Source organism: Butyricicoccus sp. AM27-36 (genome assembly GCF_003480945.1).
Taxonomy (GTDB): Bacteria; Bacillota; Clostridia; order Oscillospirales; family Butyricicoccaceae; genus Agathobaculum; species Agathobaculum butyriciproducens.
The window spans coordinates 121182-147635 of sequence record NZ_QUJR01000009.1 but is presented as its reverse complement, the minus strand read 5'-3'; the positions used below and the strand labels follow the sequence as shown (position 1 = coordinate 147635).

Sequence of the window (26454 nt, the reverse complement as noted above, 5' to 3'; positions counted from 1 at the left end):
AAGAATGCACAAAATTGAATATTGTTCTTTTTACAATATGATTTATTGAATTTTATTCCGCTCAGTGCTATACTTGTAGATGTTCGGTGGAACGGACTTCCACTGAAAGGGTATAGCGAGAGACGAGTCCGGACAACGTCTCAAAGGCAGACCCACTCCCGATGCGCCCGGCGCACGGACGGTCTGTATCGCTGCAACTGGTAAAAGAAAAATAAAAAAGGACTGAGCAAAACCATGGGCAAATCCAGCAACCCGACTTTCGCGGGTGATAAGGAATTTGAGAAGATCCATCTCAAGGAAAAGTTCTCCTACGGCCTCGGCGATGTTGCCTGCAACGTTGTCTACGCCCTGACCACCTCGCTGCTGATTTACTTCTACACCAACGTAGTCGGTATCTCGGCGGCTATGATCGGTACCATCATGCTGTTCTCCCGTTTCTTCGATGGTATTTCCGACGTACTTATCGGTCATCTGGTTGACCGCACGCATTCCAAGCACGGCAAATCCCGTGCATGGATTCTCTGGATGATGATTCCGTACGGCATCGCAGCCATCCTGCTGTTCACCGTTCCGCCCGCAACCCCGATCGTCAAGGGCATCTACGTTTTCATCACCTATAACTTCTGCACCACCGTTGTCTACACCGCACTCAACCTTCCGTATGCAACGCTGGCTACCCTGATGACCCGCGACACCGACCAGCGCGCCGTTGTCAACCTGTTCCGTACCGGTATGTCCGCCCTCGGCAACATGGTCATCACCGCCATTACCTTCCCGCTCGTCACCCGTCTGGGTGACACCCAGCAGGCATGGATCGAGGTTTCCATTCTCTACGCCATCGTTTCCATCATCATGCTGTTCATCTGCTTCAAGAACTGCCACGAGCGCGTCAAGGAAGAGACCAAGACCAAGGACGGCAAGAACGTTCCGCTCTGGATGGGCATCAAGCTCTGCGTCACCAACAAGTACTTCATCATGTTCTTCATGCTCGCTGTGTTCCTGTCCTTCTATGAGGCAGTTACCGGCACCTGCAACGCATACTACGCACAGTACATTCTCGGCAACCGCGACCTGCTCGGCGCACTCGCGTCCTTCGAATCCATTCCGCAGATCGTCACCGTTCTTGTCCTCTCCCCGTTCATCGCCAAGTTCGGCAAGCGCAACGTAGCGCTGATCGGTGCGATCGTCGCCGTTATCGGCACGGTCTCCCTGTTCATCAACCCGAGCGCCCTCAATCTTGCACTGTTTGCCTGCGTCATGCGCGGCATCGGCAAGGGCTGCTTCCGCGGCGTAAAATACTCCATGCTGGCTGACGTTATCGAGTACGGCGCATGGAAGAGCGGCATCCGCGTACAGGGCCTGATGGTTTCCGCAACCACCGCCGGCCAGAAGTTCGGCTCCGGCATGACGAGCGCGATCTTCGGCGCCCTGATGAGCCTTGTAGGCTTCGCCGGCACCGCAACCATCAATGCCGCACAGTCTCAGATGCTCATCGCCATCTACATCATCGGCAACATCATCGCTTGGGGCGGCATCGGCGTTCTGCTGATCTTCTACAAGCTCGATAAGATCTATCCGCGCATTATCACCGAAATGAAGCAGCGCGAAGCTGCCGAGGCAGCAAAGGCGACCGCAAACGCCTGATTTCCCCCCGCACTCCCTCATTTTACGTATCATCTTTTTCTTCCCTTATATGGAACAGCCGGCGGAGTCAAGCATTCCTGCCGGCTGCCCCCATATTCTACCGCAAATAAAATTCTGCAAATATCCACCATTTATATGAAAGGCGTGTAACAAATGGAAACCCTGTCCTACGAAAAACGCATCGAACTCGGTAATCTCGTCCCGGCGCTCGGCCAGTTCAAGGTCATGGAAAAAATCCCGCAGTATCAGCAGTGCGAGGTGCACAACCTCGTGGATGCGCCCGCCGAGGTGCCCGAAACGCTGCGTCACGTTGTATTCAACATCGAGCGCGGCCAGACGCTTCACGAAACCATCGACTTTCTCAATATGTGTCCCGACCTCAAAAACATGGACATCATCTACGCCAACGAGCTGGATGACGGCGCGGTCCGCTCGGGCAACTGCAACGTTGCCTACGAAATCGCGAAATCCATCGGCATGAATTACGCCTACGGTCTGGAGTTTATCGAGCTGGTAAATCCCGAGGACAACAAGGGCTTCCACGGCAACGCCCTGTTCTCCCGCTGGCCCATCCGCTGGGCGAAGGTCGTCCATATGCCCGAGCAGTACAACTGGTACTATGACCGCCAGAAGCGCATCGGCGCACGTGTCGCCATCGTCTGCTCGCTCGACATCGGCGGACGCGAGGTCGGCGCGGTCAGCGTTCATCTGGAGAACCGTGCGGACAGCGAGGGCCGCGAAGCGCAGATGGCAGTCGTATATGATGAGATCAAGCGTTCGTTCGCGCCCGATACGCCGGTCATGATCGGCGGCGACCTGAACACCAACACGTTCGACGGCAACGACATTCCGGGCTTCACCGCGCTGTTCAACGACCCGGAGCGTCTCTCCAAGCACATGGCGGCGGTCGAGAAATACGAGCGCGTTCTGCCGCAGGCGGAGGAAAACGGCTTCTCCTACCGCGAGTTCAGCAGCATCGAGGGCACGCGCCGCAAGCCGATGCCGGGCGGCAAGAGCATGCTGCTCAAGCTGGACTGGCTGATGGCGCGCGGCATGGAATGCGTCGATCACGGCACGATTTCGACCGAAACGAAGGACTGCACCTGGGCCGAGCCGGGCAGCGCGCTGGCGAAGTTCACCGGTCCTGAGCTGTCCGACCACAACGCCTGCTGGGCAGACTGTCGATTCGCAAAGTAAATACTGAAATCTATTGTAGAAAGCTGCACACGCTGCATACATATTGGCAGCGTGTGCACTTTTTATCGAGTGAGGAGAACCTACATCAAATGAGTGGAATGATACAATACCTGCGCGAACTTCATTTCGCCTCGGTCGTAGTGCGGCTCGCCCTTGCGATGCTGCTCGGCGGCTGCATCGGTCTGGAGCGCGGACGCAAGCGCCGTCCGGCCGGTTTCCGCACCTATATGCTCGTCTGTCTTGGCGCGGCGCTGACCGTGCTGCTCAGCCTGTACGAATTTACCATGGTGACAGGGCCGTGGTCGGATATTTGCGCAGAGATCGGCATAAAAACCGACGTTTCGCGTTTTGGCGCACAGGTCATCAACGGCATCGGCTTTCTGGGCGCAGGAACCATTCTCGTTACCGGCCGCCAGCAGGTCAAGGGACTGACTACCGCCGCCGGCTTGTGGGCTTCGGCGTGTACCGGCCTTGCGGTCGGCGCAGGATTTTACGAGTGCGTGCTCATCGCATTCGCGATGATATTTCTCAGCATCCGCCTGTTTCCAATTGTGGATGCGTACATACAGGAGAACGCGCGTGACATCAATCTGTACATGGAGTTCCATTCGCTCGGGGACATCAGTACCATCATCAATCAGCTGAAAGCGCAGAACGTGCAGATCTACGACATCGATATCGAGCGGAACAAAAGTGGCGAGGCGCTGCACCCAAGTGCGATCTTCTCGATCCGCCTCAATGAAAAAATACCGCACACGCAGCTTCTCTCCGATCTGGCGGAGCTGGACTGCCTTTGCGTGATCGAAGAGCTGTAAGGAGTGGACTGCTATGTTATCTGTTTTTGACGGCCTGCGCGACGTGACGACGCTTTCCGTGTTCGTGCGTCTGGCCTGCGCGCTCATCTGCGGCGGCATTATCGGTATCGAGCGCTCGTACAAGCGCCGCCCGGCCGGCTTCCGCACGCACATCCTCATCTGCATCGGCGCGGCCATCACCACGCTGACGAGTCAGTATCTGTATCTGAATATGCACTATTTTACAGATATGGCGCGCCTCGGTGCACAAGTTGTTGCGGGTATTGGCTTCATCGGTGCGGGCACCATCATCGTTACCAAGCGGCAGCGCGTCAAGGGTCTGACCACGGCGGCTGGTCTCTGGACCTCGGCCATCATCGGCCTCACCTTTGGCGGCGGCTTCTACGAGGGCGGCATTCTCGCGACCGTGTTCATCATGCTCGCCGAGCTTGTGTTCTCGCGGCTGGAGTACCGTGTGTTGGAGCACGTTCCCGAGATCAATGTGTATATGGAATATGAGGATAAAACGTGTCTGGACGATGTGCTGCAGTTGTACCGCAGATGTGATGTCAAGGTGCTGAATATCCAGATCACCCGTGCGGCGGAAAACGGTGAGCACAATGCCTGTGCGATCTTCACACTGCGCCTGCCGCGCAGCTGCACGGTAAACCGTCTGATGACACTGGTCGGCGAGCGTAAAGGCATCGTGTCGGTCGAGGAACTGTAAAACAGTAGAACGCAGAAAGAGGCTGACGAATCTGCGCTTTCAAATGAATGGAATTCGCGTCTTATGTCACAATTTTTCGTCTCTTTTGTAAAAAGCGAAGTGTACATCCCCACTTTTACGAAAATTACACAAAAATGAATTTCTCTATTGAATACGCGTTGCAGTGCGAGAACTTTTTTCTGTTTTTCCTTCATTTTCAACTATATATTATAGATGTAGAAGCTCCTGAGATATTCTCAGGAGCTTACTTTTTGTCAAAAAGAAGGAAGCAAAGATGTTCGACGATCAAAAATTTCTGACGCGTGGCGTGGAGAATGAAATCCCATCGTGGCTGATCAACCTGATGTGGCACATAGTGCTCACGATGGAGGTCGAGGGAAAAGACTGCCTGCAAGTATTCACGCTGACGAAAACACCGACCGGTCAGCACATTATCCATGAGCAGGAGCAGCCGCCGTACCGCTACGAGCTTGATGTGCCGTGTGATGATGCAATAGACGCGAAGGTGTTTGTCATCGATGATTTAACGCATTCTACTATGCTGCTCGCCGAAGAATATTGATATTTACCAGACGAAATGGAGGAACAACCAATGAAGAAAACCAGAATTTGTGCAAATTGCGGTGCCGAGCATGCAATCGAAGATATGTTTGAGGTAGAAGGCGATTGGCTCTGCGAGGACTGCGCCGACCGGTTGACCGTAATCTGTGATCATTGCGCCGAGCGGATTTATGCGGAAAACGCCATCGAAGACGAGCATTATTCGCTGTGCCACGACTGCGACTGCATCATCCGCACCTATAGCGCCTACTACGATGACGACGGTCGCACCTACTGCGAAAGCTGTTAGGACGATCACGAGGGCGCGATTCACGAGTATAACTATATGCCCGACCTCGTTTTCCACGGCAAAGGCCTGCGGCATTTCGGCGTAGAACTGGAAATCGACAACGGCGGTACAGACCGCTATAACGCCGAGAAGTTGTTGAATATCGCCAATGCTGACGCGGAAAATCTGTACATCAAGACGGACGGCAGTCTGGACGATGGTCTGGAGCTCGTAACACATCCCATGACACTGGAATACCACCTGAACGCAATGCCATGGGCGGAAATCCTCCACAAGGCGCAGAGCATGGACTACCTCAGCCATGCCGCCGGAACCTGCGGTCTGCACGTTCATATCTCACGCATGGCGTTCGGCTGTACCTATGAACAGCAGGAAGCTGCGATTGCGCGGCTTTTGTACTTCGTCGAAAAGTTTTGGGCGGAACTCTTGCGGTTCAGCCGCCGCACGCAGGGTCAGATGAACCGTCGGGCCGCGCGGTACGGCATCCGCCTCACCCCGTCCGAGCAGATGAACCACGCAAAGAATTCCTGCGCCGGACGTTACACGGCGGTCAATCTCACGAACTCCGATACCGTTGAAATCCGAATGTTCCGCATCACGCTCAAACTCACCACCCTGAAAGCCACCTTGCAGATGGTCAACCATCTGGTCGAGGTGGCTGTTTCTATGTCCGATAGCGCTGTACAGGAGCTTAGTTGATTTGATTTTCTGGACGATATTAACGAACCCGAACTTATCCAGTATCTCAAGGAGCGCCGCCTGTACGTCAACGAACCTGTAAATGCAAGCAAAGAGGAATAATATGTGCAGTTTGTTTGGTTTAATTAATTTCAAAGAATGTCTGAGTACCCACACGAAGAACAAAGTCCTGAACACGTTAGCGCGCGAGTGCCAGGTTCGCGGCACGGACGCGACCGGCATCGCCTATAACTTCAACGACCGTCTGCGCATCTACAAACGTCCTTTACCTGCTCGAAAAATGAAAATCCACATTCCGCACGGTGTAAACGTGGTCATGGGGCATACCCGTATGACCACACAGGGAAATGCGCAGTTTAACCAGAATAACCATCCGTTTCTCGGTCATGTTGACGGAAACAGCTTTGCCCTTGCGCACAACGGCGTTCTCTGGAACGACAAAGAACTCCGAATGGAAGAAAATTTGCCGATGACGAGTGTTGAAACGGACAGCTATGTTGCCGTCCAGCTCTTAGATAAAAACGAAACCCTCGACTTTGACAGCCTGAAATCCATGGCTGAAGCAGTCGGGGGTTCATTTGTCTTTACGGTTCTGGATAAGGACAACTCTATCTGGTTCGCAGTTGGAGATAACCCGTTGTGCGTGATGTTTTATGATAGCTTCCTGATTTACGCTTCGACACAGCAAATCCTGTGCAAGGCCATCAAGAAGTTAAAGTTGAACACACCCTCTGACATTCTGGAGCCAAAGGAGGGCGAGATATTGAAGATTGACCGCAATGGCCGTATCACTACAGGCACCTTCACACCGCACACGACGTTCGAGCACTGGTGGCGCAAATATCCCTTCTATCGCAGCTATTATGAGGACACGCCGACCAGTCATGACGATCTGTTCAGCGTGGCGAGAGCATTCGGCGTAACCGCTGATGAAGTGCAGGCACTCTTGGATTACGGCTGTTCGGAGGAAGAAATCGAGGAAATGCTCTACGATCCTACTCTGTTGCATGAGATGACCGGTGAACTGCTTTATGCGTACTAACAGAAAGAAGATGTTGCTTATGATTCCATTAGGCCCAATTTTCCAGGCTGTAGGCGCGGTGGTCGATTTGATTATCGAGGCCGTCGAAAATTTCTCTGACAGCTGAAATGGGATAAAAAGATGAACGCAGGAAAAGTCATTCTCGGTGCGCTGACCATTATCGGCCTGCTCGCCGATCTTATCGACGATGACTAAACACAAAAATACCGACTCATCAAGAGCCGGTATTTTTTGAGCATGTCAATATGGTATACCCATCTGAAACAACGAAAAACTATGTCAATAGGGTCGTTTTCGGACTTTTGAAATATGTCAGAATGTACGGCGACCCTATTGCAATCAACCACGTTTCAACTGCTCGATAAGTTTATCAAACAGCGACACAAACTCGCTCTCAATCTGAGAGTAAATTTCCTGTGCGGTTGCATCATCATAAAGGTGCGAGGTCTGGTTGCGAGCATTCAACAGTGCAATCCACGCCTGTTCATCGTCAATCAGGCCATACGAGAACGCCTTACGCATCGTTGCTTTCGGACTGTTCAACTCTGTAAAACCTTGGTCGAGCAAAAACTCGCGTGTGGTTTTCCACGCCAGCTCGCAGGTGAACTCAAAGCGCTGGATTACACCGTCGCGAATGATTTTAGCCGGATTCTCTTGATACGCTTGCACACCCTCGCGTAAGCGTTCAACAGCATTGGTGAGATTTTCGAATTTCATATTGTAACGGTCCAGCAAGCAAATCCCGTCCTTCTCTATATTTTGAAGCAATGCGGCATCGGTTTGTTCGCTGACAAACACCAAATCAATCGAATACAGCGAGTCCAGATCATTTTCCACTGCATCGCTGAATAGTGTACGCTGTTGCGGCGTGCAGCCCCATACCGCGAAATCATAATCACTGCGGGCGTGATGATCGCCGCGGGCACGCGAACCGAATAATATCAGTTTCGGCACTCCATAACGGTGCGCTAACTGTTTTACCTGTTCGATTGTCTTATCCATCAGCGTCACCGTCCTTATTATTTTTATTATACCATACTTAAAGGAGAGATACACCATGAAAATCGGCTATATCCGCGTCAGCACCGAGGAGCAAAATACCGCTCGGCAGGAAGTCCTGCCGCACGACCTCGGCGTTGATGAACTGTTTATCGACAAGGCCAGCGGCAAAAACACTGACCGTCCAGAGCTGAACCGCATGATGGAATACATCCGGCACGGCGATACGGTTATTGTCGAGTCCATCAGCCGCTTTGCCCGCAACACACGCGACCTGCTTGATCTTGTGGAACGACTGACCGAGCAAGAAGTCGAGTTTGTCAGCCGCAAAGAGGCTATCGACACCACCACACCTACCGGTAAGTCTATGCTGACAGTGTTTGCGGCGGTCACAGAACTAGAGCGCGAGTGCATCCTCCAGCGTCAGTGCGAAGGAATTACTATCGCGAAAGAACAGGGCAAGTACACCGGTTGCAAGCCACTGCCGTTGCCGGACAATTTCGAGCGAGTGGTTGCACGCTGGCGTACCGGCGAGATCACCGCGACCGAGGCCATGCGGCAGACCGGATTGAAGCCGAATACGTTTTACCGGCGGTGTGCGAAATCGAAACAAACCGCAAACAACTAAGATTCCATTGTATACTTTAGTTACCGCTATACCTTAAACATTAACCGCCGAACCTCAAAACAGCACGAGGTTCGGCGGATTTGTTTTTTTGTATTCAATCTATGTTTCCGGCCAAAAATGCGGCAAAGCCCTGTCATGCCAGAATCGTTCTTCTCTGCCGCTCCACGATTTCGAACAGCCGATTCAGCCGTTCCTCCGGCAATTCGATGTCCGAATGCAGCATGAAGCGGAAGCCATCCAGATTTTTCAGCTCCTGTCGAATTTCATCGGTCAGCATGCCGCGTGCTGTCTTGATAAAATCCACGCCGATACGCGGACGGCACTTGCCGATGTACCAGTCCGGATTGGCCAGCTGATCTTCGTCCAGATCGAACAGTAGACTGCGGTTGTGGTCAAAGACCGGCGCAGGCTTTTGAATTTCCATCGTCTGATTGTCGAACAGGAAGCCGAAATTGCCGAGATGACGGTCGATGTTGAGAATAAGCGCGTCAAGTACGAACATACGGCGGAGTGCGTCCTCTGCGCCGAACATCTCGTATAGCCGCAGCAGCTCAGAAACCGTTGTCGGGCGGTTGGGAAAGTCGCTGATTTTGATGAGTCCGTACTGCTCATCGGTAAACAGACGGCACTTGGAAATCAGCCGATGATGGTAGAAATCCAGATCGTAATCCACAACCTGTGGACAAATACATACCGCAAGCTGACACGCAAGGAACTCGGACAGCGGCTCGATTTCATAGGTGTCGCTGCCGCCCTTGTAGAGATAAATTCCGTCCGATTCGCGCACCCAGCATTTTGCGTAATAGCCGTCCGTGCCGAACTCCGGCGAGGTGGAGGACAGGGACTCTACGCTGATCACGCCGCTGAAAGCCGCCTGCGCGATGAGGGCATCAAACTCGTTTCGATATAGGGAAACCTTGTCCCAGCCGAGCGTTTCCGACTCTTCTTTCACCCAAAACGTATCGTTGAGCGACAGCGCATGCGTCACACGAAGAAAGCCCTCCAGCCCGATGCAGCCGTACTGCTCCAGAAGCTGCTCAATGTGCTTGCGGTGCTTGGGTGCCTTACGCTTCTCAAGCCACGCCGTCAGCGATTGCAGACCGAGCGGGCGCAGCTCGGTGTACCACTCCTGCAGAACCGCGCTTTCCTCTCCAAATTCGTCCTGTATACAGGAGAACAATGCCCACGGCTCGTCTTTATTCATTAAGATGTATCGCATAAGGCGCCCTCCTTTCGCACTTTGGTGAGGTAATTATAGCATATTGAACACAGAATGGCAAAAGTAGCATAGCATCCGCCAGAACTACAATGTAATTGATAAATTGTGCCACTCCGCAAAAAACCTGTTTTCCTCATCAAGAACGAGGATGGCGATCTTGGTGTCATGGATTCATTCTCCGTGCGTAGCCGCAGAACTTCTGCTAGCAGATCTTCTGCGTCCTCTGCGCTCTATGGCAAATGCCTCCGGCCCTTTACTTCAAATCGTCTCGCTGTTTCGCAGTAACTCAACTTTTCTTTCATCATGTTTTGCACGACCAGTTTCTTAAGGCAATACCGCATAATTGAACAAGAGCGATTTGCGAATAAATTTTGCGTACTGATGAGGCGCGGTTTCGCAGCAATACTTGCCGTATTGCAAGAAATCGCAACAAAATCAGAATACAAAATTTCCGCAAAGCGCCGCTGCTTTAATTGTGCGGTGTTGCCTTAAATTCTGGCGTGTCCCGTTTGTTCATTTTTCCTCTTGGCATAATAAATCACTCCATCTGTTAGATAGTATATCATACTGTCTAACAAATGGGGGTGCAGTTCAACATATGTCGCTCTTCTTTCTCATTCCTCTGCTGCAGTAAATCTGATTCATCGTTGGGTTTTCGATCAAGATCAGCAGGCAGATAATCTATAGCACTCCGAGGCGTAAAAGAACGCAGAATATCGTTTTTTAGGCATGGACGCATTTCCTTAACAATTTCCCATTTGATATCCTCGAACATTTCTTCTCTATCTTCGTCTTCATCTTTTCGGCAATTATTTGTAAACTTATGAACCAGCTTTTTGTAATGTTCAGACAGCACCCGTTCCTTCCCATACAGCGGGTAATACGGTGCTGAATGAAAGAGTAACAATCTTTTCGAGTGTAAAATACAGTTCTTTATACAGAACCAGATGTTTTACCAGTACATCCTCTACTCTCTCCAGCAAGTGCTCTGACGCTTCACTTATGACAAAAGTTTCATACACATTATCTATTAAAGAGCAGGAGGTATTGTACTTCAGCAGTTCCGCTTTATCGTGCTTATTCCCGTCTCCCTTAACTTTATATATGGCATTTAATACGAACAGCAATGGCAGTACAGGGTAAATATATGGTGTCGAAAAAACTGCGTTACACCTTGTCTTACTGCAAACTGTTCTCTTCTTTACAGGCACACCTTTATACAGTAGTTCGTTATCAAATCGCCGATAGCAATTATTGATATCCTCCGTAATTTTCTTTATTAGTTTTTTCTCATAATCATGCTATTTATCGCTCGTCTCTGAACGGCTCAGCAGATGCACCATATTACTGATCGCCTGAAACAAGTAATCATTTTCATCACGAATTTTAAACAGCAGTTTGTAAGACTTCATGTCAGCTTCATCATCATAGCTACGCATGTTAATTTTTGTAATATCTTCTTCAGTCCCCAAAAACAAGTCTCGTATAGAGAAACTGAAGCTCATCCGAGTTCAAGTCTTCTCTTTTTCCGGGCTCAGTCAGAAAATCTGTAAGAATACGAAAATTCCTATTTTTGTACCCAGGAAAATTGCTGTTTTCAACGAATTCCGCAAATTCAGTCATCTGCTGTTCAATCTTATGCCGAAGTTTTTTCTTTGACAAATTAGCATTTTCAAAATCAAATGCGCTATTACAGAACTTCTCAAACACTATAACCACTGGGCCACTCCACCGCACGATGACAAGAAGGGTAAAACCGGCAAGACCGATCATCGCGACTGCACCGCCGGAATTGCCTTCCATCAATGAGCATGCGCTCTACGAAAAGTTTTGGGAGGCCATTCACTGCTCTGTCCGCAAGCAGGTGGAGGAATTCGCCAAAATGCAGTCGCAGTTCAAGGAGGGAAATATTGCTTTCCTCCTTTGCGAGGCAATCGACCACGACGAGTTTGAACTGTGCCGCAAAAAGTCGAACCTCTTCAAACGGAACGGGATCATCTGGAAGGAGGACCAGCACCGAAGACCTGTCGAAGTTGGCATCAAACCGACCGCACTTGTTCAGTTTATCCGTAATCAAAACGGCTATCAGGACTTCTCCAGCCGCAAAATCACCAACTATCTAAAGGACATCGGGGTGTTAACGCTGCAGGAGGAAAAGAGCAACACCTGTCACCTGGGAACAGATAAAAAGGGCCGCATTCTGCTGCGAATATTGCGGAGCGACGTACAAACGCTGCGTGACAACGCCGAGAAGTATGACCTTTTCGAGCAGCAGGCATACGAATAAGCCTATTTTTAGTATAGCCCCTGCGGCATCGAGCCGCAATACAGGCGCGGTTCCGCAGGTGTCTGATACGGCGAAATCCGGTTATCCCGAACTGTTGTATATATAGTATAACAATGGAAAGAATATACAATGCACCCACCATCTACACAAACCAAAGGAGGTCAACCCTTATGTTCAAGCCCACACCCACCTGTCCCCTGCCCGACATCCGCGAGGCACGCATCGACCCGACCCTGCCGGTGAACGAGCGCCTGCGCCTGTTCGCCTCGTCTGTCAGCGACCCACACCGCTTCCGCGTAGGCGACACTGCGGTTGAGGTGCTGTTTGATGACGGCGCACCCAGTCTGCAATCCTGCCTGACCAACCTGTGCAAGCGGCTCCAGTGATGGTAAAAGCCGGATAACCGAAGCGAAGCCTTGCGGCACGCCGTATGCTGTGATACACTATACGTGCAAAACACAGCCTGCGGCGTGCCGTCCGTTTTTTAGGAGGCACTCAATGGCACGAAAAAGTAAATACGAACCCCAAAAGTTATCCACAGTCCTGTGGAAACCTGCGCTCTATATCCGTCTTTCCCGCGAGGACGGCGACAGCGAGGAGAGCAACAGCATCATCAGTCAGCGCGAGCTGCTGACCGAGTTTGCAGATACGCAAACCGACATGACCGCGTCCCGGCTGTACGTTGATGACGGCTATACCGGCACCGACTTCGACCGGCCGGATTTTCGACGCATGATGCACGACCTGCGCGCCGGCATCGTCAACTGCGTGATCGTCAAGGATCTGTCCCGACTGGGACGCAACTACGTCAAGGTCGGCGAGTACCTTGAGCACACGTTTCCGCTGCTGAACGTGCGGTTCATCGCGCTGAGCGAGCGCATCGACAGCGTTGCCGACCCGCGCTCGGCGGACAGCCTGATCGTGCCGTTCCGCAACATCCTCAATGACGAGTACGCGCACGATATCTCCAATAAAGTCCGCGCTTCGCTCGATCTCAAGCGCCGGCAGGGCAAATTTATCGGCTCATTTGCGTCCTACGGCTACCGCAAAGACCCGAACGACCACAGCCGGCTGCTGATTGACGAGCCGGCTGCCGCCGTTGTCCGCGACATTTTCAACTGGTTTCTCGCCGGAACGAGCGTACTCGGTATTGCCAAAAAGCTGAATGCTAAGGGCATTCCGAATCCATCTGCCTACAAACGGCAGCAGGGCATGAACTACCGCCATCCGGCCTCGGACAAGCTGGACGATCTGTGGCCGGACAGTTCGGTTCGCCGTATCCTGCGCAATCCTCTCTATACCGGCACTATGGTGCAGGGCAAAAACCGCATGAAAAGCTACAAGCTGCATGTCAGCGAGGCCGTGCCCGAGGAGGACTGGATCACTGTCGAGCAGACACACGAGGCTATCATCTCAAGCGAGCTGTTCGCCAAAGCGCAATCCCTGTTCGCCCGTGATACGCGCACCTCACCAACACAGCCCAAAGTCTACCTGTTCTCCGGTTTTCTTCGCTGCGCGGACTGCGGCAAGGCAATGAATCGAAAGCTGATTTCTCAGCCGCATCGCGACTATTACTACTATATCTGCTCGACGTTCAAAAAGCAGCACAGCGGCGCCTGCACGAAGCATACCATCCGCAGCGACCGGCTGGAGCAGGCAGTATTGGAAACGCTCCGTCACCAGATTGCTCTGGCGGTCGAGATGGATGAGCTGATTGCCGAGATAAACCGCAGCGGCACGCGAAACCGTTCCGTTAAGCCTCTGCTTGACGAGCGGGCACAGCTTGAAACCGAGCGCGAACGCATCGAGCAGATGAAGCTGTCCCTGTATCCGGACTGGAAAGCCGGAGATATTTCGCGTGAGGAATACCATCGGCTGAAAGAGCAGTTTGAGCAGCAGCAGGCCAAACTGGACACACGTCTTGCGTCCCTGCAAGCGCGCATTGACGAGGTGCAGAGCGGCGTGGACGAAACCAATTCGTTTGTATCACAATTCGTAAAATATCGCAATCTGCCCAGTCTGACGCGCGAAGTCGTAGTCGAACTGATTGACATGATTTATGTGCATGAGGGCGGAAAAATCACGATAAAGTTTAAGTTTTCGGACGCCTATGCAGTCGCGCAGGAGTATATCCGCAAGCATGGTCAGACCGCATAAGGCACATAGTCCTAAAATAACATCTTCCCCCGCTGCTGCCGACACCCTTTCCGCACTGCTGGAGGATTTGGGTGCCGAGCCGCGGGACTTTGACTGCATCGTTACCGGCGACCTCGGTCACATCGGTGCGGACCTGCTGCTGACGCTGCTGCGCGGTGACAGCATCGACCTGTCCCCTGTCTACTCGGACTGCGGCAGCCTGATTTTTGGTGACGAGCAGGACGCGCATGCAGGCGGCTCGGGCTGCGGCTGCTCAGCGGCGGTTCTCTGCGGACCGCTGCTGCGCGATATGCATCGCGGCAAAATCCACCGGCTGGTGTTTGCGGGCACAGGTGCGATGATGAGTCCGACCTCGGTACAGCAGGGACAGCCGATTGCAGGTATCTGCCACGCCGTCGTGTTGGAAAGGAGCGAAGCATGAACTACCTGAACGCTTTCTGGGTCGGCGGACTGATCTGTGCGCTGTGTCAGGTGCTGATTGACAAAACCAAGCTGACACCGGCGCGTATTCTCGTTTCGCTGGTGGTGCTCGGTGTTATCCTGCAGGGGCTCGGCTGGTATCAGGCAGTCGTGGACTACGCAGGTGCAGGCGCGACTGTGCCGCTGCTCGGCTTCGGATACTCGCTGGCGAAAGGCGTTGCCAAAGCAGTTGCGGAAAGCGGCCTGCTCGGCGTGTTCACCGGCGGCGTGACCGGTGCGGCAGGCGGCATTGCCGCCGCGATCGTGTTCGGCTGTCTGTTCGCGTTGCTGTCCAGACCGCAATCAAAGTCGTAAAAAATAACACTCCCGCTCGGAATCCACCTTCCAAGCGGGAGTGTTTTTGCAGCCAATTCTTTCTTTATCCGATTACGCAGATCACGGTCATTATCATGGCGCATACCACCGCAGCCGCGCTGACAGTGCGTACCTTGCTTACCGCGCCATCGGCCTGCTGCCGGTCTTCACCCAACAGCCATGCCGGTCGGAAATAGAACAAGATACCGAGAACGAACAATACGCCTATGCTGACCCAGTCATAGATTTGCATTTTCAATGCCCCATTTCTTCATTTCCGTAACCCAATACTCTCTCTTCATTTCTCTCTCCTGCTTCCGTCTGCCGAAAGCTGCGGCACTAACCGACCGGCTGCAATCCGTCGGTATCTGCCGCTCGCGCACCTGCGTCTGTATACGCGGTGCAAACCTGCTCATCGCCTGTCTCTGCAGGTGATTCTTTTTTATCAGGTTGATATTATTTTATCACATCCCGCTGTAAATCTCAATGTTTCTGCGGCTTTACAAAACACTTTCTCCAATTTAACCAATTTCTTTTTTATGTTTTTGGCAAGAACCCTTTATTTTTGTGCACTTTATCTGTATCTATCTCCTTGCTTTATTGCATATTTTCGAGTATACTAAGAAAGACGAACTTTATCCCGCAATTGGGAAGGAGAAACTTTTTCAAATGCTGTACTCCAAAAACAAAAAACGCGGCTTCACGCTCGTGGAGTTGATCGTCGTGCTGGTGATTCTGGCGATCCTCGCGGCGCTGCTCATTCCGGCACTGACAGGATATATTGATAAGGCAAAAAAGGATCAGGTCATCGCGGAAACCCGCATGCTGCATGAGGCGATTCAAACGGAAATGACGGAAATTTATGCCTCCAATATCGATTGGAAAACCAGTTCCACTGCCCAAGGAACCGGCGCACACAAAACTCTGGCAAGTAAAAACGGCACCGCTTGTGTCGGTTCTGCTGTTCTTCCCGATGCACAACAACGGTATAATGAGATTGTTAAGCTCTCCGAAGTTTCTAGTTTGCAGGATGGTACTGGCTATTTCTTTGCTTTTATTACCAGTAACGCAAAAATTCATGCATTGGTTTACAATTCGGGACGTGGATACATCGGTGTATACTTCCGTGACACCCAGCAATATGCTGCATATAAAATCGGTGAAGAATCTGCTGGCGGCCTAATAATACAAACAGATGCGCTTGGCGCCTATTTCAACTCTGTGTATTATGCTGCCGCTTTTGATTACGATCCCAATTCCGATACTAATCCTCTACCAGAGAAATGGATGTGGTCTTGCGCCGGTATTCGCGCTATGCTCGGTATTGAAGAACCTTCATACAACTAAAAAAACCCCCGCCACTCGGCGGGGATTTCTTTTACCATATGATATTATGCCTCAAACCCATCCGGGAACACAACGGTCAGCACCCACTTGAACGCCTCTTCGCCGTAAACGGCGTGCGGCACCTTGGCGGGCATGACCAGCGTTTCGCCAGCCTTGACGATATGCGGCACACCACCGACCGTAAAGCGTCCGGTGCCCTCGAGCACGGTCACCATTGCGTCGCCGGTGGAGTCGTGCGTGCCGATCTCCTCGCCCTTGTCAAACGCGAACAGCGTAATGCTGACCGCCTTGTTCTGCGCCAGTGTCTTGCTGACCACCTGTCCCGACTGAACGGAAACCAGCTCGGCGAGCCTTACAACGCTCTCGTGGTCGATATTGCGGATGAACTTGTCCATAGCTTCTCCTCTTTCCTGTCGTTTGCTTTATGCTGACAGTATACCACGCCAAGCCGCCGATTTCTGTTGTCCGCACAACATTTACAGGAAAATCGAATTTTCCTTGCGCGCTTCGGTGCGGAATTGCTCGAGCATAGCCGTGTGCGACAGGAAATCCGGATCATCGAATTTCTTTGCACCGCTCGGGCAGTAAGTCGTGCAGGCACAGCATTTAATACAGGTGCCCGGAATATTAGACGGGTCGTTCGGGTCAATCGCACCCATCGGGCAGATTTTCGCGCACAGACCGCAGTGCTCACACAGCATCATCATCGTGCTCGGCTTGGCCTTGAGGAACTTTGCGGGCGTTTTGTCGGTCTTGAGCGGCGTGTAGTAGGCTGCCTGCGCGTCACCCGGCACCTTCGGCGGCTTGATCTCTCCCTCGCTTCTCAGCTTGAGCGCCGCACCCTGAGCCAGCATACGCAGCTCACTGAGGTCAGCCGCGTCCGGACGGTCTGCCGCCAGCTTGTCCGAGAATACATGTCGGCACAAAAAAGCGCCGCCTGCCGCCGGTTTGAAGTTGTTTTTTGTCAGCAGCTCGTACATTTCGGCAAGCGCGTTGTCATACGCTCTGCCGCCGTAGGTGACAAGTGCCACCGCCGGTGTACCCTCACCGTGCAGGCAGCGAGCAAAGTCCGGCGAAATCTTGTTCGGCAGCCGACCGGCATACACCGGACAGCCGAATACCACCAACTCATCCGGGGCAAACTGATACTCCTGCGCACGGTCAGACGGCGTGTTGAGTGATATGTACCGGCACTCTGCCTTAAACAGACGCGCCAGTTCATCCACCGTTGTTTCAACAACGGTCTTTGTGCTTCCTGCCGGACTGAAATACACACCCGTAACTTTTTTGATATCCATATCCTTTTCGTCCTCCGCTTTACGCTTATTCTACAATTTCAATACGGAATACGTTGATCGTGTCCACATCGGGGCAGCAAAACACCGCCGTGCCGTCCTCCTGCCCGGGAAGATGGCCGCCGTAACGCAGAATGTCGATGTATGGGAACGCAACGTGCATCGCCATCGGGCAAAGCTGCCCGCGCTCGGTGTCGAAGTCGAAGCTGTCGCCGATTTTGTGCCCGCGGTGACAGCCGTGCTTGCCTTTTCGATCGATCAGCGTAATTTTGATCTTGGGTCTGCTCATTTGCGCCACGGCTCCTTACCCTGATGCAGAATTTCCATCTGGCACAGACGCATCGCGTTCAGCGCGGTATCGTGCGACTCCGGCGTGACGCACGCGCACAGTGCCGCGTCGATTACGATGTTTGCCTCCGGGAATGCTGCCTTGCACAGCATGGCGTTGGAAATCACGCAAATGCCAGTGCATACGCCGACAAATTCGATCTCCTCCGGCGGCTCGTGCAGAGCGCGCAGCGCGTCCACAAGTGCCACCGCGCCGAAGGTCGACTTGCAGATGATGCGGGACGCCGGAATGCCATCCACAGCGACAGCAATGGCATCATCCAGCGCATGGCCTTCCGTTCCTTCGATGCAGTGCGGCACCGGCAGATGACGCCCTTCGTTCGTCTCCATGTAGTTCGGCTGGTGGGTATCCAACGTGACGAACAGATTCTCACGCGGTGCATTTTTTGCCTTCTCTGCCACATAGGGCACGATGGCGCGCGCTTCAGCCGTACCGAGAGGACCGCTGATAAAATCCTTCTGCATATCCACTACGATAAGAATTTTCATAAATTATGGTTCTCCTTTGTGTAGTGGTTATAGTATAGCATTGTTTGATGGGGTTTTCCATGCATTTTCGTTTTTTAGCGAGTGCTAACCGGTGGATTGCCGCTTGCGAAGCGAGGTGAACTGCGCTGACGCCGCGCAGGCGCACAAGAGGGTAGACAACCTGCGGTTTTCCACCCTCTTATGAATCTCCCCTTTTCCCTTGGATAGTCTGGCGCAGACCGGAGAACGGTGACCGCTGCGAAAATGGAAAACGGCAGTCGGGTTGCCGTTGCGTGTCTTTCCCCGCCTTTTCGCAGTTCACAGATAAATTACTGCTACGCATGCGGGTTCATCTACGCAGAGCGCGGCACAAGGTGAATTGCCCGAAGGGCAAGAGAAGGTCCCCTGGGGGATAGCAGTGCCGCACAACTCTTTGGCACGTTATAACGCACTGCACCTGCGAATTTAGGTGTTCGGTGCCATTTATTTTCGCAGGTGCTGTCTATAATAACGTGCTCACGAATTGCGCAACACGGTCATGTTGCGCCTGCGAAGACTTTCCTGTCTGTGTAGCAGTAATGTATCTGACACTGCGAACAGGTTGCGAAAGACACTGTAGTAAAAATCCTCTGCCGTTCACCTTTTCTACGCTCACGCAGTCTACCATCTGCACCCAAGCTACGCCACAAGGGAAACGGGTGTTCAAAGAGGGTAGAAACCGTAGGTGTCTACCCTTTTTGTTCCCGCGCCGGACGGCGCACGTTCCCCGCACGCCGCAGCGTGCGAAATCTCTCGCCCAGGAATGGCGAACCTCTTTACCCGATGAAATCCTCCACCCGGTCTGCCGCCCTGTGCATCGCATGCTCCGCCTTATGCGCCGCGTGCTTGGCATTCCGCCGCATCGACGGATTCAGCATCGCGCCGGCCGCTACCATTGAAACCACCGCGCCTGCCATCGCTCCGGTTGCAATGCCGGAAACAAAAGGTGAAATTCGCATAAAAGATCTACCGCCTTTCATAAAGTTTATAGACTCAGTATGCCCGCTCGTCCCTCAAATTTTACACAGCAAAAAATTGCTTGTTTGGCACAATCGACTATTTACAATCGCATGTTCATATTATATAATATATCTAACAATCCGCCTTTAAGGTGCGGCCCGTGAGCCGCGCAAGGCAGAAAACAGTGCATACGCCGTCAGCCGTAAGACAAAGGGGGACAGGTGTAGTATTTCGTGCGGCTTTCTGCTAATTGTTGTGGCGGAGAGTCATTTTTTTGCATTTTTGAAGGGAGGCGGCAGATTGACCGAACCGAAGATCATACTCGATCAGGATGGCATTCGCCGTGCACTGACCCGCATCGCGTTCGAAATCGTAGAGAAAAACAAGGGCGCGGAGCACCTGCTGCTCGCCGGTGTGAAAACACGTGGTATCTATCTGGCGCAGCGCATTGCTGCCAAGCTGGGCGAGGTTGAAGGCACGGCACCTCCTGTGCTCGAGCTGGACGTTACGCCGTGGCGCGATGACGTGCCGCGCACGGACGCTCCTCTGCCCGATCTCGATCCGCGTATTGCAGGCGCGACCGTCATCATCGTGGACGATGTGCTGTACACCGGACGCACCGTACGTGCCGCCATCGAAGCCATCTCTCACCGAGGACGCGCCGAGCGCATACAGCTGGCTGTGCTGGTCGATCGCGGTCACCGCGAACTGCCGCTGCGGCCGGATTATATCGGCAAAAACCTGCCTACCGCGCGTGATGAACGCGTTTTTGTCCGCCTGACCGAAGTGGACGGCGAAGACAGTGTAAACATACAAGCTCGCAATCCGTAAAACAACATCGCACCTGAGAAAGGAAGAACCGAATGTCTATCCAAACCTTAGTAGAAAAGATCAAGGAAAAGGGCAACCCGACCGTAGCCGGCCTGGACGCTCGACTGGAGTACATCCCGCAGCATATTTCGGGACGCAACATGATGCTGCACGGCGAAACGCTGCGTGCTGCCGCTGAGAGCGTCGTAGCCTTCAACTGTGGCCTGATCGACGCACTGTGCGACATTGTTCCGGCCGTAAAGCCGCAGGCTGCGTATTACGAGCTGCTCGGCTCCTACGGTGCGATGGCGCTCAAGGAGACCATCGACTACGCACACGCCAAGGGCATGTACGTTATTGGCGATATCAAGCGCAACGACATCGGCGCGACCGCAACCGCTTACGCAGAGGCTTACCTCGGCAAGACCCGCGTCGGCGATACCGAGATCGCACCGTACGGCTGCGATTCGGTTACCGTAAACGGCTATCTCGGCACCGACGGTGTAGAGCCGTTCCTCAAGGAGTGCCGCAGCCGCGAGAAGAGCCTGTTTATGCTGGTAAAGACCTCTAACCCGTCCTCCGGCGAGCTGCAGAACCGCGACATGGAGGGCAAGCCGCTCTACGCCCGCATGGCGGAGATGGTAGCAAAGTGGGGCGAGGGTCTGGATACGCCGTGCGGCTACAACCAGATCGGTGCCGTAGTCGGCGCAACCTATCCCGAGGAGCAGAAGATCATCCGTGAGCTGCTGCCGAAGTCCTACTTCCTCGTGCCGGGCTACGGCGCGCAGGGCGCAACCGCAAAGGACATCGCCAATGCGTTTAACGACGACGGTCTCGGTGCTATCGTAAACTCCTCCCGCGGCATCATGTGTGCATGGAAGAAAACCGGTAACAACGGCGAGGATTACAAGGAAGCTGCCCGCGCAGAAGCCATCCGTATGCGCGATGACATCGTAGCGGCGATTAAATAATATAAACCGCGCCATCGGCGCGCATTAAAATAGAATTTGCCTTGCAAATTCATAAAAACCTGGAGCATGTATCAAGGTTTTTATACAAGTACGGAGCAAAGTTTCGCTCGTCGGAACTTTGTGCAGTTCTGGACATATCCGCGCTTTCAGCGCGGTATGTCCCCTCGATTGAAACCGTGGTTTCAATCGAAGAATTAAGGAGCGTGTGGATATAGTGAAAAAAGCATACTTACTGCTGGCGGACGGCACTCTGTTCGAGGGTACCGCAGTCGGCTACGAAGGACAGAGCATCGGTGAGGTCGTATTCAACACCGGCATGGCAGGCTATCAGGAGGTTCTGACCGACCCGTCCTACTACGGTCAGGTCGTTACCATGACCTACCCGCTCATCGGCAACTACGGCATCAACTTTGACGACTACGAGTCCCGCAAAAGCTGGGTTTCCGGCTTTATCATGCGCGAGATGTGCGAATACCCGTCCAACTGGCGCTGCAAGGTAACACTCGACGAGTACCTCAAGGCGCAGAAGGTTGTCGGTCTGGCCGGCATTGATACCCGCCGTCTGACCCGCAAGCTGCGAGGCGAGGGCGTTATGAACGGCGTTATTTACACCGAGGGCTTTGAGCCGGATGAGCAGACCATTGCGGAAATGAAGGCTTACGTTGTAAAGGATGCGGTTAAGACCGTAACCTGCGACGAGAATATCGTTTATCCCGCTGACGGCGAGACCAAGTACCGCATTGCCCTGTTCGATTACGGCGTAAAGTACAACATTGAGCGCGAGCTGTGCAAGCGCGGCTGCGAAGTCACCGTTGTTCCGGCATACACCAAGCCGGAGGACGTAGTCGGCAAGTACGACGGCGTGATGCTGTCCAATGGCCCCGGCGACCCGGCGGAGAATGTCGAGATCGTAGCAAACCTCAAGGAGCTGCTGAAGTCCGATATGCCGATCTTCGGCATCTGCCTCGGTCACCAGCTGCTGGCACTGGCTATCGACGCAAAGACCACCAAGCTGAAGTACGGTCACCGCGGTGTCAACCATCCGGTAAAGGACATCGACGCAGACCGCACCTACATCACCTCGCAGAACCACGGCTATGCCGTTGTAGGCGAGTCGGTTGACCCGCAGATCGCCCGCGTGCGCTATGTCAACCTGAACGACGGCACCGTTGAGGGCCTCGAGCACATCGGCCGTCCGGTATTCACCGTGCAGTATCACCCGGAGGTATGCCCCGGCCCGATGGATACCTCGTATCTGTTTGATAAGTTCATCGAAAATATTGAAAAGTCGAAAGGAGGCGCTCAGTAATGCCGCTGCGCAAGGATATTCATAAGGTAATGGTACTGGGCTCCGGCCCGATCGTTATCGGTCAGGCTGCCGAGTTCGACTATGCAGGCACGCAGGCGTGCCGCGCACTGCGCGAGGAGGGTCTGGAGGTTGTTCTGGTAAACTCCAACCCGGCAACCATCATGACCGACAAGGCTATGGCGGACAAGGTTTACATCGAGCCGATGACCGTCGAAGCCGTTCAGGAGATCATCAAAAAGGAACATCCGGACTCTCTGCTGCCCAACCTCGGCGGTCAGACCGGTCTGAACCTCGCCATGGAGCTGTGCGAGAACGGTTTCCTCGATAAAATGGGCGTAAAGCTGCTCGGCGCTAATCCGACTACCATCGCAAAGGCAGAGGACCGCCAGATGTTCAAGGACACCATGGAGAAGATCGGCGAGCCGATCATCGCCTCCAAGGTTGTTCACTCGGTTGAGGATGCGGTTGATTTCACCCGTGAGATCGGTCTGCCGGTCATCATCCGTCCGGCGTACACGCTCGGCGGCACCGGCGGCGGCATCGCCTACACCTGGGAGCAGCTGCGCGAAATTGCGGCCTCCGGCATCATGTACTCGCGTGTTGACGAGATTCTGGTCGAGAAGTGCATCGCAGGCTGGAAGGAAATCGAGTACGAGGTAATGCGCGACCACAAGGGCAACGCCATCACCATCTGTAACATGGAGAACGTTGACCCGGTCGGCGTACACACCGGCGACTCTGTCGTAGTCGCTCCGTCGCAGACCCTGTGCGACAAGGAATATCAGATGCTCCGTACCTCTGCACTCAACATCATCACCGAGCTCGGCATCGAGGGCGGCTGCAACGTGCAGTACGCGCTCAATCCGGAATCCTTCGAGTACGCCGTAATCGAGGTAAACCCGCGTGTTTCCCGTTCCTCTGCACTGGCCTCCAAGGCAACCGGCTACCCGATTGCAAAGGTAACCGCAAAGATTGCAGTCGGCTATGGCCTGGATGAGATCTCCAACGCCGTTACCGGCAAGACCAAGGCATGCTTCGAGCCGACCCTCGACTACTGCGTTGTCAAGTTCCCGCGCTGGCCGTTTGACAAGTTCGTTTACGCGGACAACACCCTTGGCACCCAGATGAAGGCCACCGGTGAGGTTATGGCCATCGACAACAGCTTTGAGGGCGCACTGATGAAGGCCGTTCGCGGCTGTGAGATCAAGCTGGACAGCATGATCGCCCCGCACATCCAGAAGCAGTCTGACGCCGAGATTAAGAAGGGCGTGGCACGCACAGACGATCAGCGTCTGTTCCACATCTGCGAGGCTCTGCGCCGCGGCATCATGACCATTGAGGAGATTCACGACATCACCACGATGGACGTGTTCTTCCTGCACAAGTTCCAGAACATCATCGACATGGAGAAGGAACTGGCTGCAGCTGACAAGATCGACTCCGATCTGTACATCCGCGCCAAGAAGATGGGCTTCCTCGACAAGACCATCGAGCAGCTGTCCGGCAAGGACATTTCGGATGTTAAGCGTCTGCCGGTATACAAGATGGTTGATACCTGCGCCGCCGAGTTCGAGGCAGAGACCCCGTATTACTACTCCACCTATGATGAGGAGACCGAGGTTGCACCTCCGTCCGGCAAGAAGAAGGTTCTGGTACTTGGTTCCGGCCCGATCCGAATCGGTCAGGGCATCGAGTTCGACTACTGCTCGGTTCACGCTGTCTGGGCACTGCAGAAGCTCGGCTGCGAGACCGTTATCATCAACAACAACCCGGAGACTGTTTCCACTGACTTTGATACCGCTGACCGTCTGTACTTCGAGCCGCTGACGCCCGAGGACGTTACCGGTGTTGTTGAAGCAGAGAAGCCGGATTACGCTATCGTACAGTTCGGCGGCCAGACCGCCATCAACCTTGCGGCGCACCTTGAGAAGCTGGGCGTTCCGATCCTCGGCACGCCGGCATGGTCGATTGACGCCGCTGAGGACCGTGAAAAGTTCGACGTTATCCTCGAAAAGTGCGGTATCCCGCGTCCGGCAGGCCACACGGTTATGACCGAGGAGGAGGCTGTCAAGGCGGCTGACGAGCTTGGCTATCCGGTTCTCGTTCGTCCGTCCTACGTTCTGGGCGGTCAGGGCATGGAGATTGCCTACAAGGAGGCCGATGTCCGTGAGTTCATGCAGGTTATCACCCGCAACAAGGTTGAAAACCCGGTTCTGGTCGATAAGTACATGATGGGCCGCGAGATCGAGGTCGATGCCATCTGTGACGGCGACGACATCCTCATCCCGGGTATCATGGAGCACTTCGAGCGCGCAGGCGTTCACTCCGGCGACTCTATCTCCATCTATCCGTCCATCAACATCGAGCAGAAGCACAAGGACACCCTCGTTAAGTACACCGAGGCTCTGGCAAAGAACCTCGCTGTTCTCGGTCTGGTCAACATCCAGTTCGTTCTGTACAACGATCAGATCTATGTTATCGAGGTAAACCCGCGTTCGTCCCGTACCGTGCCATACATCTCCAAGGTTACCGGCGTGCCGATGGTCGATCTGGCTACCCGCTGCATGTTCGGTGAAAAGCTGAAGGACATGGGCTGCGGCACCGGTCTGCATCCGGAAAGCGACCACTATGCGGTCAAGGTTCCGGTATTCTCGTTCCAGAAGCTGCGTGATCTGGATACCCAGCTTGGCCCTGAGATGAAGTCTACCGGCGAGGTGCTCGGCGTTGCCAAGACCTTCCGCGAGGCACTGCTCAAGGGTCTGACCGGCGCAGGCTTCCAGATGAAGAAAAAGGGCGCTGTCCTGATCTCGGTCCGTGATTCGGACAAGCAGGAGGCAATCCGCATCGGTGAGCGCTTCGAGGCTCTCGGCTTTGATATTTACGCTACCAGCGGCACCGCAAACGTGCTCAACCGCCACATGGTCGCCACTAACGCCATCCGCAATGTGGATGAGCCGTCCCCGAACATCATCGACCTGATCGAGTCCGGCAAGATTGACTACGTTGTTGCCACCTCGGTCAAGGGCCGTCATCCGGAGCTTGGCTCGGTACACATCCGCCGTACCGCGGTAGAGCGTGCAATCCCGTGCCTGACCTCGATGGATACGGTTTCCGCGCTGCTGCGCTGCCTGGAAGGCGATATTAAGATTGAAAACTGCGAAATGGTTGATATCAACACCATCTGATTGCAGTGAAATAAAACAGAAACCCGAAGGGAGGAACTTCGTAAAGAAGTTTCTCCCTTCGGGTTTTATAATCCGCCGGAATAGAGGCGCCGTATGAACAGCATCCTGAACCGTGACGGAGGAAATAGAAAAATCATTCCAGTCTCTTGTATAGCGTAAGAAAACAGAAACGGTGCAGTCAATAAGACTACACCGTTCCGAAAAATGTTAAATTGAGATGCAAAAGCTGTCTTGGGGCATCTTCTTTGTGGAGGGTGCCCAAAATCGACTGCTTTTTATTATGCTGTTGTACGAGAAAAATTAGTCCTCGTCGTCGATCTCCAGGTAATCCTCAAGATCCTTGAACAGTGCGGTCGGATCAACATCGTCCTCGAGAACGATCTGAAGCGGCTCGTTCAGGGACAGCAGGAACATACCGAGCAGGCTCTTTGCGTCTACCATACCGCTCTTGCCGTGAATCCAAATATCAAAACCGTAACGAGTTACGATCTTGTTGATCTTCTGAATGTCGTCCGTATTCTTTACACGGATACCTCTGGTCATAATAACTACCTCCTGAGATTGTACTTCGTGAAACCCTTTTATGTTAGTTTCATTATAGCATAAAACAGCAGAAAGAAAAGAGGTTTTTGTAGATTTTCTCATTTTTCAGCGTTTTTCGCTTAACATAAGCACAATTTCTCAATTAATTAGGCACTATTCACA

General features: G+C 53.3%; 30 protein-coding genes. 19 read left to right on the top strand and 11 right to left on the bottom strand.

All coding sequences use genetic code 11. The features are described from left to right. The first annotated feature begins 234 nt into the window (after positions 1-234). The 8 genes from DW724_RS12505 to DW724_RS12475 all read left to right on the top strand — a co-directional run bounded on the left by DW724_RS12505 (position 235) and on the right by DW724_RS12475 (position 6953). Positions 235-1644 (top strand): MFS transporter, encoded by a 1410-nt coding sequence (locus tag DW724_RS12505; protein ID WP_118361188.1) that lies wholly within the window; start codon positions 235-237, stop codon positions 1642-1644. A gap of 153 nt (positions 1645-1797) precedes the next feature. Next, positions 1798-2841 carry an endonuclease/exonuclease/phosphatase family protein gene (locus DW724_RS12500; protein WP_118761712.1) on the top strand — a complete coding sequence of 348 codons (1044 nt, stop codon included), beginning with the start codon at positions 1798-1800 and terminating at the stop codon, positions 2839-2841. Between the two features lie 89 nt (positions 2842-2930). Further along, the gene (locus tag DW724_RS12495) at positions 2931-3656 is read left to right on the top strand and encodes an MgtC/SapB family protein (protein ID WP_118361192.1); all 726 of its coding nucleotides are present in this window, start codon (positions 2931-2933) and stop codon (positions 3654-3656) included. Positions 3657-3669: 13 nt separating this feature from the next. Further along, entirely contained in the window at positions 3670-4362 is a 693-nt protein-coding gene (locus DW724_RS12490; RefSeq protein WP_118361194.1) for an MgtC/SapB family protein, read from the top strand. Positions 4363-4636: 274 nt separating this feature from the next. Beyond that, entirely contained in the window at positions 4637-4924 is a 288-nt protein-coding gene (locus DW724_RS12485) for a DUF960 family protein (RefSeq protein ID WP_118761711.1), read from the top strand. Between the two features lie 30 nt (positions 4925-4954). Continuing rightward, positions 4955-5212 (top strand): hypothetical protein, encoded by a 258-nt coding sequence (locus DW724_RS16080; RefSeq protein WP_243105753.1) that lies wholly within the window; start codon positions 4955-4957, stop codon positions 5210-5212. A gap of 36 nt (positions 5213-5248) precedes the next feature. Then, on the top strand, positions 5249-5911 hold the full coding sequence (locus DW724_RS16075) for a hypothetical protein (RefSeq protein ID WP_243105752.1): 663 nt from the start codon (positions 5249-5251) through the stop codon (positions 5909-5911). Positions 5912-6014: 103 nt separating this feature from the next. Further along, the gene (locus DW724_RS12475) at positions 6015-6953 is read left to right on the top strand and encodes a class II glutamine amidotransferase (RefSeq protein ID WP_118761710.1); all 939 of its coding nucleotides are present in this window, start codon (positions 6015-6017) and stop codon (positions 6951-6953) included. A gap of 339 nt (positions 6954-7292) precedes the next feature. Here the strand turns inward: DW724_RS12475 and DW724_RS12470 are convergent, their stop codons facing one another. Continuing rightward, complete coding sequence (locus DW724_RS12470) at positions 7293-7955, bottom strand: HI0074 family nucleotidyltransferase substrate-binding subunit (protein WP_158580335.1); 663 nt, start codon at positions 7953-7955, stop codon at positions 7293-7295. A 55-nt stretch (positions 7956-8010) separates the two neighbouring features. Between DW724_RS12470 and DW724_RS12465 the strand changes: the two genes are divergently transcribed. Beyond that, entirely contained in the window at positions 8011-8580 is a 570-nt protein-coding gene (locus DW724_RS12465) for a recombinase family protein (RefSeq protein ID WP_118761708.1), read from the top strand. 133 nt (positions 8581-8713) lie between these two features. Here the strand turns inward: DW724_RS12465 and DW724_RS12460 are convergent, their stop codons facing one another. From DW724_RS12460 to DW724_RS12450, 3 genes are all read right to left on the bottom strand, one after another. After that, positions 8714-9799 carry a HipA protein gene (locus DW724_RS12460; protein ID WP_118761707.1) on the bottom strand — a complete coding sequence of 362 codons (1086 nt, stop codon included), beginning with the start codon at positions 9797-9799 and terminating at the stop codon, positions 8714-8716. Between the two features lie 1301 nt (positions 9800-11100). Further along, a complete protein-coding gene (locus DW724_RS15660; RefSeq protein ID WP_158575191.1) occupies positions 11101-11271 on the bottom strand; it encodes a hypothetical protein in 171 nt (56 codons plus the stop codon). Next, entirely contained in the window at positions 11261-11605 is a 345-nt protein-coding gene (locus tag DW724_RS12450; protein WP_158580333.1) for a hypothetical protein, read from the bottom strand. The genes DW724_RS15660 and DW724_RS12450 overlap by 11 nt, the downstream gene beginning before the upstream one ends. On the opposite strand from DW724_RS12450, the gene DW724_RS12445 reads away from it, so the two are divergent. The 5 genes from DW724_RS12445 (at position 11592) to spoVAE (ending at position 15017) form a co-directional block, all read left to right on the top strand. Beyond that, positions 11592-12086 (top strand): hypothetical protein, encoded by a 495-nt coding sequence (locus DW724_RS12445; RefSeq protein WP_118761704.1) that lies wholly within the window; start codon positions 11592-11594, stop codon positions 12084-12086. The genes DW724_RS12450 and DW724_RS12445 overlap by 14 nt on opposite strands. A 170-nt stretch (positions 12087-12256) precedes the next feature. Beyond that, positions 12257-12472 carry a DUF6870 family protein gene (locus tag DW724_RS12440; RefSeq protein WP_118480667.1) on the top strand — a complete coding sequence of 72 codons (216 nt, stop codon included), beginning with the start codon at positions 12257-12259 and terminating at the stop codon, positions 12470-12472. Positions 12473-12584: 112 nt separating this feature from the next. Beyond that, positions 12585-14243 carry a recombinase family protein gene (locus DW724_RS12435; RefSeq protein WP_118761703.1) on the top strand — a complete coding sequence of 553 codons (1659 nt, stop codon included), beginning with the start codon at positions 12585-12587 and terminating at the stop codon, positions 14241-14243. Continuing rightward, positions 14227-14664, top strand: coding sequence for a hypothetical protein (locus DW724_RS12430; RefSeq protein WP_243022721.1), 438 nt, complete (start codon positions 14227-14229; stop codon positions 14662-14664). Before DW724_RS12435 ends, DW724_RS12430 begins: the two co-directional genes overlap by 17 nt. Continuing rightward, positions 14661-15017 carry a stage V sporulation protein AE gene (spoVAE, locus tag DW724_RS12425; protein ID WP_110435916.1) on the top strand — a complete coding sequence of 119 codons (357 nt, stop codon included), beginning with the start codon at positions 14661-14663 and terminating at the stop codon, positions 15015-15017. Before DW724_RS12430 ends, spoVAE begins: the two co-directional genes overlap by 4 nt. 64 nt (positions 15018-15081) lie before the next feature. Here the strand turns inward: spoVAE and DW724_RS12420 are convergent, their stop codons facing one another. After that, positions 15082-15270, bottom strand: a complete 189-nt coding sequence (locus DW724_RS12420) for a hypothetical protein (protein ID WP_118361219.1) — start codon at positions 15268-15270, stop codon at positions 15082-15084. Between the two features lie 416 nt (positions 15271-15686). Here DW724_RS12420 and DW724_RS12415 point away from each other — a divergent pair, with 416 nt between their 5' ends. Then, positions 15687-16364: a prepilin-type N-terminal cleavage/methylation domain-containing protein gene (locus DW724_RS12415; protein ID WP_118761702.1), complete on the top strand. Its 678-nt coding sequence runs from the start codon at positions 15687-15689 to the stop codon at positions 16362-16364. Positions 16365-16408: 44 nt separating this feature from the next. On the opposite strand, the gene DW724_RS12410 is transcribed toward DW724_RS12415, so the two are convergent. The 5 genes from DW724_RS12410 to DW724_RS12390 all read right to left on the bottom strand — a co-directional run bounded on the left by DW724_RS12410 (position 16409) and on the right by DW724_RS12390 (position 19473). Next, positions 16409-16759 carry a cupin domain-containing protein gene (locus tag DW724_RS12410; RefSeq protein WP_117489259.1) on the bottom strand — a complete coding sequence of 117 codons (351 nt, stop codon included), beginning with the start codon at positions 16757-16759 and terminating at the stop codon, positions 16409-16411. 81 nt (positions 16760-16840) lie between these two features. Next, on the bottom strand, positions 16841-17662 hold the full coding sequence (locus DW724_RS12405; protein ID WP_118761701.1) for a 4Fe-4S binding protein: 822 nt from the start codon (positions 17660-17662) through the stop codon (positions 16841-16843). A gap of 25 nt (positions 17663-17687) precedes the next feature. After that, the gene (locus DW724_RS12400; RefSeq protein ID WP_117489263.1) at positions 17688-17948 is read right to left on the bottom strand and encodes a TIGR04076 family protein; all 261 of its coding nucleotides are present in this window, start codon (positions 17946-17948) and stop codon (positions 17688-17690) included. Continuing rightward, on the bottom strand, positions 17945-18496 hold the full coding sequence (locus DW724_RS12395) for a cysteine hydrolase family protein (RefSeq protein ID WP_118761700.1): 552 nt from the start codon (positions 18494-18496) through the stop codon (positions 17945-17947). The genes DW724_RS12400 and DW724_RS12395 overlap by 4 nt, the downstream gene beginning before the upstream one ends. Before the next feature lie 794 nt (positions 18497-19290). After that, a complete protein-coding gene (locus tag DW724_RS12390; protein WP_110435910.1) occupies positions 19291-19473 on the bottom strand; it encodes a hypothetical protein in 183 nt (60 codons plus the stop codon). A gap of 301 nt (positions 19474-19774) precedes the next feature. On the opposite strand from DW724_RS12390, the gene pyrR reads away from it, so the two are divergent. The 4 genes from pyrR to carB all read left to right on the top strand — a co-directional run bounded on the left by pyrR (position 19775) and on the right by carB (position 25749). Then, complete coding sequence (gene pyrR / locus DW724_RS12385) at positions 19775-20305, top strand: bifunctional pyr operon transcriptional regulator/uracil phosphoribosyltransferase PyrR (RefSeq protein ID WP_117489267.1); 531 nt, start codon at positions 19775-19777, stop codon at positions 20303-20305. A gap of 32 nt (positions 20306-20337) precedes the next feature. Then, positions 20338-21255 carry an orotidine-5'-phosphate decarboxylase gene (gene pyrF, locus DW724_RS12380; protein ID WP_117489270.1) on the top strand — a complete coding sequence of 306 codons (918 nt, stop codon included), beginning with the start codon at positions 20338-20340 and terminating at the stop codon, positions 21253-21255. Between the two features lie 214 nt (positions 21256-21469). Next, positions 21470-22564, top strand: coding sequence for a carbamoyl phosphate synthase small subunit (locus tag DW724_RS12375; RefSeq protein WP_117489272.1), 1095 nt, complete (start codon positions 21470-21472; stop codon positions 22562-22564). Continuing rightward, on the top strand, positions 22564-25749 hold the full coding sequence (gene carB / locus DW724_RS12370; RefSeq protein WP_118761699.1) for a carbamoyl-phosphate synthase large subunit: 3186 nt from the start codon (positions 22564-22566) through the stop codon (positions 25747-25749). The genes DW724_RS12375 and carB overlap by 1 nt, the downstream gene beginning before the upstream one ends. A 300-nt stretch (positions 25750-26049) precedes the next feature. On the opposite strand, the gene DW724_RS12365 is transcribed toward carB, so the two are convergent. Beyond that, positions 26050-26292, bottom strand: coding sequence for an HPr family phosphocarrier protein (locus tag DW724_RS12365; protein WP_118361231.1), 243 nt, complete (start codon positions 26290-26292; stop codon positions 26050-26052). Between the last annotated feature and the right edge of the window lie 162 nt (positions 26293-26454).